The sequence below is a fragment of the Burkholderia latens genome (genome assembly GCF_902499045.1).
Taxonomy (GTDB): Bacteria; Pseudomonadota; Gammaproteobacteria; order Burkholderiales; family Burkholderiaceae; genus Burkholderia; species Burkholderia latens.
In genome coordinates this window covers 13,806-26,502 of sequence record NZ_CABVPL010000032.1, presented here as the reverse complement: position 1 = coordinate 26,502, position 12,697 = coordinate 13,806, and the positions used below count along the sequence as shown (strand labels likewise).

11 protein-coding genes are annotated in these 12,697 nt (G+C 64.8%); 8 read left to right on the top strand and 3 right to left on the bottom strand.

From position 1 onward, the window contains the following. Window positions 1–25: 25 nt before the first annotated feature. The 3 genes from BSE24067_RS20570 to BSE24067_RS20560 all read right to left on the bottom strand — a co-directional run bounded on the left by BSE24067_RS20570 (window position 26) and on the right by BSE24067_RS20560 (window position 3,303). Window positions 26–997: a dipeptidase gene (locus BSE24067_RS20570; protein WP_151063846.1), complete on the bottom strand. Its 972-nt coding sequence runs from the start codon at window positions 995–997 to the stop codon at window positions 26–28. Window positions 998–1,051: 54 nt separating this feature from the next. Next, entirely contained in the window at window positions 1,052–2,398 is a 1,347-nt protein-coding gene (locus BSE24067_RS20565; protein WP_151063847.1) for an MFS transporter, read from the bottom strand. 161 nt (window positions 2,399–2,559) lie between these two features. Next, window positions 2,560–3,303, bottom strand: coding sequence for an autoinducer binding domain-containing protein (locus BSE24067_RS20560; RefSeq protein ID WP_244122295.1), 744 nt, complete (start codon window positions 3,301–3,303; stop codon window positions 2,560–2,562). A gap of 318 nt (window positions 3,304–3,621) precedes the next feature. On the opposite strand from BSE24067_RS20560, the gene BSE24067_RS20555 reads away from it, so the two are divergent. The 8 genes from BSE24067_RS20555 to BSE24067_RS20520 all read left to right on the top strand — a co-directional run bounded on the left by BSE24067_RS20555 (window position 3,622) and on the right by BSE24067_RS20520 (window position 12,652). Beyond that, on the top strand, window positions 3,622–4,005 hold the full coding sequence (locus tag BSE24067_RS20555; protein WP_151063848.1) for a DUF4902 domain-containing protein: 384 nt from the start codon (window positions 3,622–3,624) through the stop codon (window positions 4,003–4,005). A gap of 364 nt (window positions 4,006–4,369) precedes the next feature. Continuing rightward, the gene (locus BSE24067_RS20550; RefSeq protein ID WP_151063849.1) at window positions 4,370–5,029 is read left to right on the top strand and encodes an acyl-homoserine-lactone synthase; all 660 of its coding nucleotides are present in this window, start codon (window positions 4,370–4,372) and stop codon (window positions 5,027–5,029) included. Between the two features lie 165 nt (window positions 5,030–5,194). Further along, window positions 5,195–6,487: a beta-ketoacyl-ACP synthase II gene (gene fabF, locus BSE24067_RS20545; RefSeq protein WP_151063850.1), complete on the top strand. Its 1,293-nt coding sequence runs from the start codon at window positions 5,195–5,197 to the stop codon at window positions 6,485–6,487. Window positions 6,488–6,659: 172 nt separating this feature from the next. Then, entirely contained in the window at window positions 6,660–8,045 is a 1,386-nt protein-coding gene (locus BSE24067_RS20540; protein ID WP_151063851.1) for an NAD(P)/FAD-dependent oxidoreductase, read from the top strand. Between the two features lie 108 nt (window positions 8,046–8,153). Next, complete coding sequence (locus tag BSE24067_RS20535) at window positions 8,154–9,236, top strand: fatty acid desaturase family protein (RefSeq protein WP_151063852.1); 1,083 nt, start codon at window positions 8,154–8,156, stop codon at window positions 9,234–9,236. A gap of 80 nt (window positions 9,237–9,316) precedes the next feature. After that, complete coding sequence (locus BSE24067_RS20530) at window positions 9,317–10,321, top strand: aromatic ring-hydroxylating dioxygenase subunit alpha (RefSeq protein WP_151063853.1); 1,005 nt, start codon at window positions 9,317–9,319, stop codon at window positions 10,319–10,321. 71 nt (window positions 10,322–10,392) lie between these two features. After that, window positions 10,393–11,229, top strand: a complete 837-nt coding sequence (locus BSE24067_RS20525; protein WP_244122296.1) for a hypothetical protein — start codon at window positions 10,393–10,395, stop codon at window positions 11,227–11,229. A 4-nt stretch (window positions 11,230–11,233) separates the two neighbouring features. Then, the gene (locus BSE24067_RS20520; RefSeq protein WP_151063855.1) at window positions 11,234–12,652 is read left to right on the top strand and encodes an MFS transporter; all 1,419 of its coding nucleotides are present in this window, start codon (window positions 11,234–11,236) and stop codon (window positions 12,650–12,652) included. Window positions 12,653–12,697: the final 45 nt, after the last annotated feature.

Sequence of the window (12,697 nt, the reverse complement as noted above, 5' to 3'; positions counted from 1 at the left end):
AGCGCAGGTGCAGGTATCGTCCGCTTCAAACGTTCCACACTTCGCCGAACACGCGCAGCCAGTTCTCGCCCATCACCTTCCTGATCCGCGACTCGCTCCAGCCCGCACGCTGCATCGCCGCCGTGAGGTTCGGGAATTCGCCGATCGTTCGGATCCCTTCCGGATTGACCACTTTGCCGAAGTCCGTCAGACGACGATAGCGGCCCTTGTCGTGCGTGATCCAGTCGAAGAACTCGGTGCTGTAGCCCTGCGTGAAGTCGGTGCCGATACCGACCTTGTCCTCGCCGATCACGTCGATCACGTATTCGATCGCTTCGAGATAATCGTCGATGGTCGCGTCGGCGCCGCGCCGCAGGAACGGCATGAACATCGTGACGCCGACGAAGCCGTTCGCTTCCGCGATCTCGCGCAGTTGATCGTCCGTCTTGTTGCGCGGATGCGCCTTCAGCGCGGACGGGCAGCAGTGCGAGTAGGTGACCGGTTTCGTCGAACAGGCGATCGCGTCGGACGACGTTTTCGCGCCGACGTGCGACAGATCCACCATGATCCCGACGCGGTTCATCTCCTGAATCACTTCGCGACCGTATCCGGACAGCCCGCCATCGGGTTCGTACGAACCCGTGCCGACGAGGTTCTGCGTGTTGTAGCAGAGCTGCACGACGTTCACGCCGAGCTCCTTGAACACTTCGATATAACCGAGGTTGTCCTCGAACGCATAGGAATTCTGGAAGCCGAGGATGATGCCGGTCTTGTTCTCCTGCTTCGCGCGCAGGATGTCGTCGGTCGTGCGCACCAGCGTGAGGATCTCGCCGTATTCGCGGATCTGCTGCTTCATCTCCACGATGTTGTCGATCGTCTTCTGGAAGTCTTCCCACACGGAGACCGTGCAGTTGACGGCCGTGACGCCGCCGTGGCGCATGTCTTCGAACACCGAGCGCTCGAACTTCGAAATGTTCAGGCCGTCGATGATGATGCTGGAATCGTGAAGGCTCGTCATGGTGTCTCCCGATACGATGATGCTGCCGCGCCGGCCGAAGAAGCCGGCGTGGTCTCAAACCGCGCCTTCGACGCCGCGCTTCGCTGACTGGCCGGTTCTGGCGGTGGCCGGGCCTGCATCTTCGAGTGCCGTCTTCGACGTTTCCGGCAGCGCGAGGCCGCCGATCATCGCGAAGATCGACACGGCGATCAGGTAATACGCGGGCGACAGGTTCGTGCCGGTCGCGGAAATCAGCCACGTCGCGACGAGCGGCGCGGTGCCGCCGAAGATCGTGTACGCGAGGTTGTACGTGATCGCCGATGCCGTATAGCGGGTTTTCGTCGCGAACACTTCCGACATCAGCGGTGCCGTCACCACGCCGGAGAACACCGCGCCGATGGCCAGCAGCGCGACGCCCAGCAGCGAGTGCGACAACACGCCGGAACCGCCCAGCGAGAACGCCGGATACACCGACACGATGATGAAGATACCGGTCGTCGCGATCGTCGCGCGGCGGCCGACGAGGTCGGAGAAGAAGCCGGCGACCGGGCACAACGCTGCCGCGAAGAACAGCGCGAGAACCGTCACGAGCAGCGACGTGCCGCGCGACAGGTGGCCGGCGACTTGCAGATACGTCGCGAAATAGGTGGTGAACGTGTAGAACGACAGCGCCGTCACCGACACGAACGCACCGAGCTTCAGGATGTTCCACGACTGCGAATGCAGCGTTTCCATCAGCGGCGCATGCGCGATGTCGTGCTTGCCTTCGAGCGCCTGGAACGCGGGCGTTTCATTGAGGTTCACACGGAGGTAGACGCCGATGAGACCGACCGGCGCGGCGATCAGGAACGGCACGCGCCAGCCCCAGTCGATCATCGTCTGCGACGACAGCGACGATTCGAGCAGATAGGCGACCACGGCCGCGCACGCGAACGACGAGAACGTCGATACCGGCACGAAGCTGCCGAAGAATGCGCGGCGGCGGCGCGGCGCGTGTTCCATCACGTACGCGCATGCGCCGGCGTATTCGCCGCCGGCCGAGAAGCCCTGCACGCAGCGGATGATCGTGAGCAGCAACGGCGCCCAGTAGCCGATGCTCGCGTAGGTCGGCAGCAGGCCGATCAGCGTCGTCGAGCCGGCCATCATCAGGATCGTCAGCGCGAGCGTGCGCTTGCGGCCGATCCGGTCGCCGATGACGCCGAAGATCAGCCCGCCCAGCGGACGAAATGCGAAGGCCACCGCGAAGACCGCGAAGGTCTTCAGCAGGCCGACCGTCGGGTCGCCGCTGGGAAAGAATTCGCGCGTCAGGATGGTCGCGAGAAAGCCGTATGCGGCGAAATCGAACCATTCGACGAAATTGCCGATGGACGCTGCGGCGATCACGCGCCGGAGTGTTTTGGTGTCGACGTCCTGGGTGGTCATGGTCGTGTCCTCTCTACGTGTGGGCGCTTGGATTCGCGTCGAAATCCATGGTAGGGAGGCCAATTACCTAGGTCGATAGGTGTCAATTACCTAGGTAATCGGGGGCGGGGTGCGGATCTCGGCTATGGAAAGCCGGCAAAGTGGGGATGAGCGGAGCCGCTTCAGAATAAAAGCCCGAGCATGGTCGCCTTGACCGCGGCTTCGGTCTTGTTGGCCGCGTTCAACTTGCGCATCGCGTTGACGAGGTGGAATTTGACGGTGCGTTCGTCGACATGCATGATCTTGCCGATCTCGGCGTAGGTTTTCCCCGCGGCGGACCATTGCAACGTCTCGCGCTCGCGCGCAGTCAGCTCGACCGCATATTCCGGCACGAACTGCGGGAGCAGATGCATGCTCATCGCGTAGTTGGCCGTGCTCGCCAGCCATGACATCTGGTAGCCCTTTTCCGCGAGTTCGCGCTCGTCGATCGGCTCGCCCGATCGGACCATGGTCACGAGTCCGATCGCCCCGGTGCGGCTGACGGACGGCATGCACCAGCCGTGGCGCAGGCCGTGTTGGTCGGCCTCCTCCCAAAACTCGACGCACTGTGTCTGGCTGTCGGCGCGCCAGATCAACGGGCTCATCTGACTGAGCCCATGCCGGACCGTCGGGTCCACCGCGAAATAGTTGCGGCTCACATAGCGTTCGACCCACGTCTGCGGATAGTTGGACTGCAGCATGAATTGCGGCTTGCTGATCGGCAGCGGCACACGCAGACCGAACGAGCAGTGCTCGAATCCCAGCGCCCGCACGTCCGCCGAAAACTCCAGAAATACATCGGCCCCGGATTTTGCCGCAGTGTATCCGTTCAGATACTTTTCTCTCCAGGCATGCATATCATTACCTTTGCGGTCAATCTTACCCATGAAGGGCGCTATATCGTATGGTTGATGCGTCGACCGATTCTTTTTAAAAACGATTCAAGGGTGGGTTCGAACTTCCGGGTAGCGACTCGCGAGCATGGTGTCGGGAGATATTTTTTCTTGTTGAAGGTTTTTCGGGTTTCGTCCGGGCTCAGGCGGTCTGTAATAATCGCCGATCACATGCGCACGATCGAACCGCCTATCGTAAATCACCACGCGGGCGCACAAGAGCGTTGCAACGGCCCGCGCTGGCCGGCCGCCGCGAATCTTGCCGAACGATTCGGACGCGATTTTAACAGGTGTCACGTCTAGACAACGGATATGGAAAAAAATTGGAATGATGGATACGTACGATTGACTCTGCGGGCGTTTTACGCGCTGCGCTTTCGTCAGCATATGTGTCAACCGGCGCCGGATCTGCTGCATGATCTGTGGGGCGAAGGGATCAGCGCAGTCAACGCCGGCTACTACGAGCTGGTCTGCACCGAGACGCAGCCGGCCGCGAGCGTCGGCTGCGTATGGTATGTGGCGGTGGGCGAGGCCGACGTGAAAGTCGGCAGCGGCGACGTCAGCAGCAACGTCATGCTCCTCGATACGGACGGCGACGATTACGGCGCGCGATACAGCCGGGCATTAATCCAGAACTGGCTGTGCTCGGGCGCGCGCCAACGCGAACTTGAATCGGCTGTCGTCGCCGATTACTGATTTCTGTCCAATGCTCATGATTATTTCGTCGTGCAACGGGCAATCTCCCGCCGATTTTCCCGATTTGCACGGCGATGATTCGATCGCGGCCGCAATCATCGATGCCGGGATGACATACCTGGTAGACACGCCTGCGTCGAGTCGCCGATAACCCGGCGCACTCCGGATGGCCCGTTCGACCGCTTCGCGAGCCATCGCCAGTTAAATCCTGAATCCGCTTTCCGATCGCCGTGCTTCAGCGCACGCGGCGCGACGAGTCGCGTCCGCGACGCCCCGGCCCCTGCCCATTCGGGCAGCTATTTTGTGCCCGCAATTTCGGGTTCAATCGCGCTAACAATTCTGAGATGAGAGAGAGGGCATTCAGATGCTGACGTTATTGTCGGGGAGAAGCGCTGATTTGAGTCGCGAAACGATGTATCGACTTGCGCGGTTTCGGCACAAGATCTTCATACAGGAACTCGGCTGGTCATTGCCGACCGACAATGGCATCGAGTTCGACAATTTCGATCACGCAGATACCCTTTACGTTATCGCCCGCGATCGCCACGGCGAAATCGTCGGTTGCGGCCGGTTGCTGCCGACCGACGAGCCTTATTTGCTCGGCGAGGTCTTCTCGGATTTGATGGGCGACGCTTCCCTTCCCCATGCGCGCAATGTCTGGGAACTGTCCCGCTTTGCGATGAGCATGCCGCGTGGCGAGTCGCTGACTGCCGAAGAGTCGTGGCAGAACACGCGCGCCATGATGTCCGAAATCGTTCGCGTCGCGCACGCCAATGGCGCGAATCGCCTGATCGCGTTCTCCGTGCTCGGCAACGAACGGCTCCTGAAGCGCATGGGTGTCAACGTGCACCGCGCCGCGCCGCCTCAAATGATCGAAGGCAAGCCGACGTTGCCGTTCTGGATCGAGATCGACGAACAGACGTGCACGGCGCTGAACCTCGACGGGCTGGAATGCAACGGCGGCGTGCCGCGCGACATGTTGCGCGGTCTGGATGCGGCGCACGCGTTCGAGCACGCGATGTGAGCGCGCGCCGCGCGTCGTGAACGTTTCGCGGCACGCCACGCTTCTGGCGGGCCGGCGCGGCAACCGAAACGGTGCGTGCAATGCAGGTTTTCAACAGGTGTATCCGAAGATGAACGGCTTTAACGATGTGGCTCGGCGCGTCCTGGCCCGTGAGAGGAATATGAAATGACGGTTCGCGTAGTGGTAACCGGTATCGGCATCGTGTCCCCACTGGGTTGCGGCAAGGAATTGGCGTGGCAGCGCCTGATCGGCGGATGCTCCGGGCTTCGCCGGCTCGGCGACGATATTGCCGGTGAATTGTCGGCCAAGGTCGGCGGGACCGTCCAGGGGACGGCCGACGATCCTGACGGCGGTTTCGATCCGGAGCGCTCGGTGCCGAACAAGGAGCTGCGGAAGATGGACCGCTTCATCCAGATGGCGATGGTCGCTGCCGACGAGGCGCTCGCTGAAGCCGGATGGGCGCCGCAAGCAGAGCGTCAGCGCGAGCGGACCGCTACCGTCGTCGCATCGGGCATCGGCGGATTTCCCGGCCTGGCCGAGGCGGTGAGAATCGGCGAGACCCGTGGCGTGCGCCGCTTGTCGCCGTTCACCATTCCGTTCTTTCTGTCGAATCTCGCGGCCGGCCAGATTTCGATCAAACACCAGTTTCGCGGGCCGCTCGGCTGCCCGGTCACGGCCTGTGCGGCCAGCGTGCAGGCGATCGGCGATGCGATGCGCATCATCAAGGCCGGAGAAGCCGACGTCGTCCTCGCAGGCGGCGCCGAAGCGGCATTCGACAAGGTCAGCCTCGGCGGATTCGCGGCGGCTCGGGCGTTGTCGACGGGCTTCAGCGATGAGCCGGTCCGCGCGTCGCGTCCGTTCGATCGCGATCGCGACGGATTCGTGATGGGCGAGGGCGCCGCGATGCTGGTGGTCGAGTCGCTGGACCATGCGCTCGCGCGTGGCGCGCGGCCGATCGCGGAAGTCATCGGGTACGGAACCACGGCGGACGCGTATCACATGACCGCCGGCCCGGACGACGGATCGGGCGCGATGCGCGCGATGAAGCTGGCCCTCGCGATGGGCGACGTCGCGCCGGAGCAAGTGGACTACGTGAACGCGCATGCGACGTCGACGCCGGTCGGCGACGCCGGAGAAATCGAGGCGCTGAAGACGGTTTTCGGCGTGGGCGCGGGGCCGGCGATTTCGTCGACCAAGTCGGCGACCGGGCACCTGCTGGGGGCGGCAGGCGCGATCGAAGCGGCGTTTTCCATCCTCGCTCTCCGGGATGGCGTGCTGCCCGGCACGCTGAATCTCGAGCACCCCGACCCCGCCGCCGACGGACTCGATCTGATCGGGCCTGCCGCACGGCACGTGCCGGTCGAGATCGCGCTGTCCAACGGGTTCGGATTCGGGGGCGTGAATGCGTCGGTACTGTTCAAGCGATATCCGGCGGATCGGTCCGCGGCCGCGCATTGACTGACGCCCGCGCGGTGCGTGCACGCCGCCTGATTTAGCCGGTACGTCGATTCGCCGGTATTCGGCGCCGCGCCGCGGCTCGCCGGTTCTCCATCGGTTCGATGGTGCCGGCGACGGCGAGGCCGCGTCGCGGGCAATCCCGGTTCCGGTCGTTATCCAAAGGGAATTTTCCGTGTTAGACACCCTCATCATCGGTGCCCGCTGCGCAGGCGCCACGCTCGCGATTCATCTCGCGCGCGCCGGCAAGCGCGTCCTGGCGATCGATGCGAACAATCTGCCGAGCGACCAGCCGTTGTCTACCCACTGGATTTCGCCGTACGGGATGGCATTGCTGGACGAGCTCGATCTTGGCGACAAGGTGCGCCGTTTCGCGCCGCCGGTGCCGAGCATGATGTACGGAAACGACGACGTCACGGGCCGCGTCGAGTACCCCGTCGGCGGGCGTTGCTCGTGCCCGCGCCGCATGGATCTCGATGCACTGTTGCTGGACGAGGCGCGCGCGTCGGGCGCTGAAGTGCGTACGCGGACCAGACTGGTCGGCCTGTTGCGCGACGGCGAGCGGGTGACGGGCGCCGTCGTCGAACACGACGGCGCGCGCGAGGAGATCCGGGCGCGGATCGTGGTGGGCGCGGACGGTGCGCACTCGACGACGGCAGCGCTCGTGCAAGCCGACGAGTACCACGGCTACGACAGCCCCCGCGCGATGTACTGGGCGTACTGGCCACGTCCGGACTGGTTCGACACGGATCCGCGCTATCGAGGCGGCGCGATGAACTGCACGTTCGGCGACGACATCGTCTTCGTCTTCCCGACCAACCGGGACCTGCTGCTGATCGGCGTGGCGTTTCCGAAAGCGCAGTTGCCCGAGTGGAAAGGCCGCACGCTCGAGAAGCTCACGGAAACGCTGAAGGGCAACCGCCACACGGCCCCGCTGATTACCGGCGAACCCGCGAGCAAGGTGCTCGGCGCATTGAAGCTGCGCTTCTTCTTCCGTCAGGCGGCAGGGCGTGGCTGGGCGCTGGTCGGCGACGCGGGCCTGTTCATGGATCCTTCCCCCGGATTCGGGATCACCGACGCACTTCGCGATGCGCGCGCGCTCGGCCGCGCAATCGTCGACGGCGACGACGACGCGCTGGAGTGCTACTGGCGCGAGCGCGACGCGACCTCGATCGACCTGTTCGAATACTCGCGCGGCCGCGGCGCGCTCGGCCACAACAATCCGCTCAGCCGGATCCTGTACGCGAAGCTGGCCGCCGACCCGGTGCTGCAGGCACGCCTGCTCGCTTCGCAGAATCGACGATGCTCGCCGTTTGCGGTGTTCGATCCCAGCGATATCAGGAAATGGGCAGACGAGGCCATTGCGCGCGGCGACACGGGCGTCATCCAGCCGCTGCTCGACATGTCCCGGCGAGGCGATGCGATTCGCGCCGAGATGGCGTTGCGCCAGCGTCTGGCACAGGACGCGCACGCGAGGCGCGCGCAGGCGTCGGAGCCGGACGATATCGAAACGGCGACCGCCGGCGCCGATCACGACGTTCGCGTGAGGGCGTCGCCATGAGCGCGCGCAACGCCGGCGTGTGGCCGTCGCGATCACGCGATTGCAAGCCGTGGCCGGGCACCAGAGCGTGCCGCCGGTCCCGTGTCGAGTAAAACGAGGAGAATGTCCATGACCATCGAAGCAACGCTGGACGGCAACGTCGCATTTTCGCGGCTCAAGCTGCCACGGCACTTCCACCGGATCAGCTCCGTCGCGACGATCCTCTATGTCGCGCACGCGCTCGCATTCTTTCTGATCCCGGCAGCAGTGGCGTTCGCCGTCGTCGATATCCCGGCGTCGGCGCCGGCCCGTATTGCGATGGCAATCGTCCTGGGCGTGATCGCCGGGCACGGCATGCACCTGCTGACCTTCGTCGGGCACGAGGGGATGCACACGAACCTGCATCGCAACAAGTACGTGAGCGCCGCGCTGGCGCTCGTCTGCTCGTCGCTGGTGCCGGGCTTCCTGATCGTCGGCTTCAGCATGACGCACTGGAAGCACCATCGCTTCACCGGTCAGGACATCGACCCGGACGTGCAGATCTATTCGCAGTACCGCACCTTCTGGTCGCGCTTCTTTCTCGCGCGCTCCAAGGGGGTGCGGATCTACACGAAGAACGCCGTACGCATGGCGGCCGGTCTTCCGTGGCCGGAAAACACGCGCCTGCCGTTCAGCCAGCGGGAAATGCGCTGGATCGCACGGATCAACATCGCACTGAACCTGTGCGCGGTGACGGCCTACGGGTTCATCTGGCATCGATCGCTGTGGCTCGGTTTCACGGTCATGCTGATTCCGTATATCGGCGTATACGTGTTCAGCACCATCCGCGCGTACATCGAGCATACGGATACCGTGCCGGGGCGTTATCGCGACAGCCGCAGCTATACGTCGCCGATCTATACCGCGCTGTTCTTCGGCAGCAACTTCCATCTCGAACACCATCAGTATCCGGCTGTCCCGTGCTACCGGCTGCCGGCGCTGCACGCGTACCTGGCGTCGCACGGTCTGCTCGAGGCGGCGGGCGCGCCGGTCGAGCGGTCCTTCGTCGGCGCGCTTCGTTATACCACCGGGCGTTTCCAGTATCCGTGCGTCAACCTGCAGTCCGCGACCGACGAATTCCTCGAGCGGATGGCAGACGGGCGTCTCGATCGGGACGCGGCAGCGATGGATGCTTCGGACGGCGACGCGCTGGTTGCCGTCATGCGCAAGTAGAAACGATCGGGAGCGCGCACGCCGACTCGTGCGCGCGTCGGGTGTGCCGGCACGCCGCCCATGTAGCCAAGTGAGGAATCATGTTTATCCAGAACGCGTGGTATGCAGCAGCACTGTCCGCGGAAGTCCAGCGGGAACCCTTTGCCCGGACGATCCTGAACCAGAAGGTCGTCATGTATCGCACGTTGACGAACACGATCGTCGCGCTCGAGGACAGGTGCCCGCACCGCCAGGTTCCGTTGTCGCGCGGACGCGTCGTCGGCGACGAAATCCAGTGCTGGTACCACGGGCTCAGATACGACTGCTCCGGCGCGTGCGTCAGCATTCCGAGCCAGAGCACGATCCCGAAGGGCGCGCGCGTGCGCACGTTCCCCGTCGTCGAGAAATACGGCTTCATCTGGCTGTGGACCGGGGAGCCCGACGAGGCCGACGAGGCCGCGATTCCGGATCACTGGGTCTGCTCGGCGCGCGAGCTTGCCGGCACGATGAGCTATTGCACGATCGCGTGCAGCTACCTGTTCGGGATCGACAACATCCTCGACATTTCGCACGCGGCCTTCGTGCACGCGAAGACGCTCGGCTCGCTCGACATCGTCGAGACGCCGCCCGAAATCGTGATCAACGACGCCGAAGTGCGCGTGCGCCGCTACCTGCGCCGCGAGAAGACGCCGCCGCTCTATACCCATATCCTGAAGCTCGACTACATCGATCGCTTCCAGGAGGTGCTGTACTGGCCGATCGGCAACACGCGGGTCGAAACACGGGCTCACGCGTGCGACGATCCCGACGGTCAGGTGTTCCACGTCTATACGACGACGATCTTCACGCCCGAGACGGACACCACGACGCACGTCTTCGTCGGCATGCACCGCGATTTCGACGTCGACAACGTGCGGTTTACCGAGTTCACCGCGAAGGAAGTGTTCGCCACCGTGATGGAGGACAAGGACGTCGCGGAGAGCCTTCAGGCTAACTGGAACCCCGCCGCGCCCATGATCGACATCCAGCTCGATCGCGCGGCGTTCGCGGCGCGGCGGATCCTGGAGCGGATGGGCGCGGACGCAGCCATTCGGGCGGCCGTATGACGAACGCGGAGACGGCGCGCGTGCCGCGCGCAGCGGAACGAACGACGATGACGGCAGAGGCGGACACGGCGATGAATGAGCAAGGACGCGCGCTCTATGTATGCGAGTTGCTGCACGAACTCGGGATGTCGGCGCGGGACGAGGTCAGTTTGCATCACCCGATGATGTTCGGAGCGATCGTCGGCTGCGATCGAGCCGTGCGCGTCGCGGCAGCGGCCGACGGCGTCTTTGCCGGGGTCGAGCCGAAACACGCGTGGAGCGGCGCGGACATCGGCGGGCGTGAATGGCACGGCCGTTTCCAGGGCCGCGAGATCCGCGGCGTGACGGTCGCGCGCAGGTTCGGCACGCGCATCCAGGTCGACATCTTCCTTGGCTCGTTTCCGGCGCCGGTCCGCCGCGCGCTGTACGACGCGAGCCGCGATCTCGTCGACGTCGATGCGTGGGTGTTGCCCGCGGGGATCAGTACCGCGCTGCCGCCGATTCCCGACGACGAAGTGCTTGATGCCAAGTTGCCGTTCGGCATCACCGACGACATGTATCTGACCAGCCCGGTGGCGTGCAAACCGATTTGCGGGCGCGCGGACGTCGAGCGCGTGTGCGGTCACTCGATCGCGGTCTACGGCGGGCGCGCGAGCGGGCCGCGCCTGTCGGCGGGCGCGACGACGCTGAGCCTCTGGACCGGCGAGGTTGGCGGGCTGCCGCTGGAAGTGGCCAACGTCATCTGCTGGGAAGACGCGAGCAACGTCAAGGGCATGGCGATGGCGATGCGTCCGTGGCCGGTCGTTGCGCTGTTTCAAGCGCGGATGCGGGCGCGAACGCTGTCGTTTCTCGATCCGTCGTATTTCGAACCGGACGCCGAACCCGAATCGGGCGACGGCGTGACGTCGCGCCAGCGTCGCGAGGTATAAGTCCATGAACGGACGCAGCGTGCCCGCGTCGCCGGCGCAGACGAACCCGATTTCGCCGTGGCCGGTTTTCTGTATCGCAAGCGTGGCGGTGTTCCTCGTTTCGATCGACGTCACCGTGCTCTACGCGGCATTTCCCGCGCTGCGGCAGGCGTTTCCCGGTGCGGATTCGGGCGGCCTGTTGTGGGTATTGAACGCCTACACGCTGGTGTTCGCCGCGTTGCTCGTGCCGGCCGGCCGCCTGGCCGACCTGTACGGGCGCAAGCGAACGTTCCTGCTCGGACTCGCGATGTTCGTGGCCGGATCGTTCGGCTGCGGGATCGCCGCGCGTGTCGAGATGCTGTGGGCGATGCGCGCGGTGCAGGGCGCAGGCGCGGCACTGCTGCTGCCTGCATCGCTGTCGATTCTGCTGGCGGCGTTCCCCGTCAGCAAACGGGCGATCGCGGTGAGCTCGTGGGGCGCGGTCAGCGGGGTGGCCGGTGCGCTGGGGCCGAGCCTCGGCTCGTTCCTGGTCGATCGCTTCGGCTGGCCGTGGGCGTTCTTTGTCAATCTGCCGCTCGGGACGATCGCGCTATGGCAGGGGTGGCGCGTTCTCGACGAGTCGCGCGATCCCGAGCGCGGTGCGCCGCTGGATCTCGCGGGCGTCGTCCTGCTGATCCTCGGCGTCGGCTCGATCGCGTTCGGACTGGTGCAGTCCGAGGCGCTCGGCTGGACGTCGCCGAAGGTGGCGCTGGCGATCGCGGGCGGGCTGGGGATGCTGGCGGCGTTCGTTGCATGGGCGCGCACCGCGCGTGCCCCGGCGATCGATCTGTCGTTGTTCCAGGACCGGACTTACTGCTACATCAATCTGGCGTCGCTGTGCTTCGCAATCGGCTTCGCGATGATGTTTTTCCAGACGTTCCTGTTCACCACCGGCGTCTGGTCGTATTCGCTGACGCGTGCGGGATTGGCCGGCAGCCCAGGGCCGCTGCTCGTCGTTCCCACCGCGATCGTGTGCGGCCGGTTCGCGGCGCGCGCGGGGCACCGGCTTCTGCTGGTGACGGGAAGCCTGATATCCGTGGCGGCAAGCATATGGTTCGCGCTCGTGCCCGGCGTCAATCCCGACTATGTGCATGCGTGGCTGCCGGGGGCGCTGCTGACCGGATTGGGGGTCGGCATGGTGATGCCTTCATTGTCGGCTGCCGCCGTTGCGCATCTGCCGCCGGAGAGGTTCGGCGTCGGCTCGGCCGTGAACCAGGCGATACGCCAGATGGGATCGGTGCTCGGCGTGGCGCTGACGGTCGCGATCACCGGCAATGCAATTGCGCGCCTCGCCGAATTTCACACGCTCTGTTACTTGCAGATTGCGCTGGGTCTGGCAACCGCGATCCTGTGCGCGCCGGTGGATACGCGGCCTCGCGCGCTCGCATCCGCGGCGGCACATTGATGGCCGCGTGCCGTTCGGCACGCGGCCGGGCATGACGTTTTCACC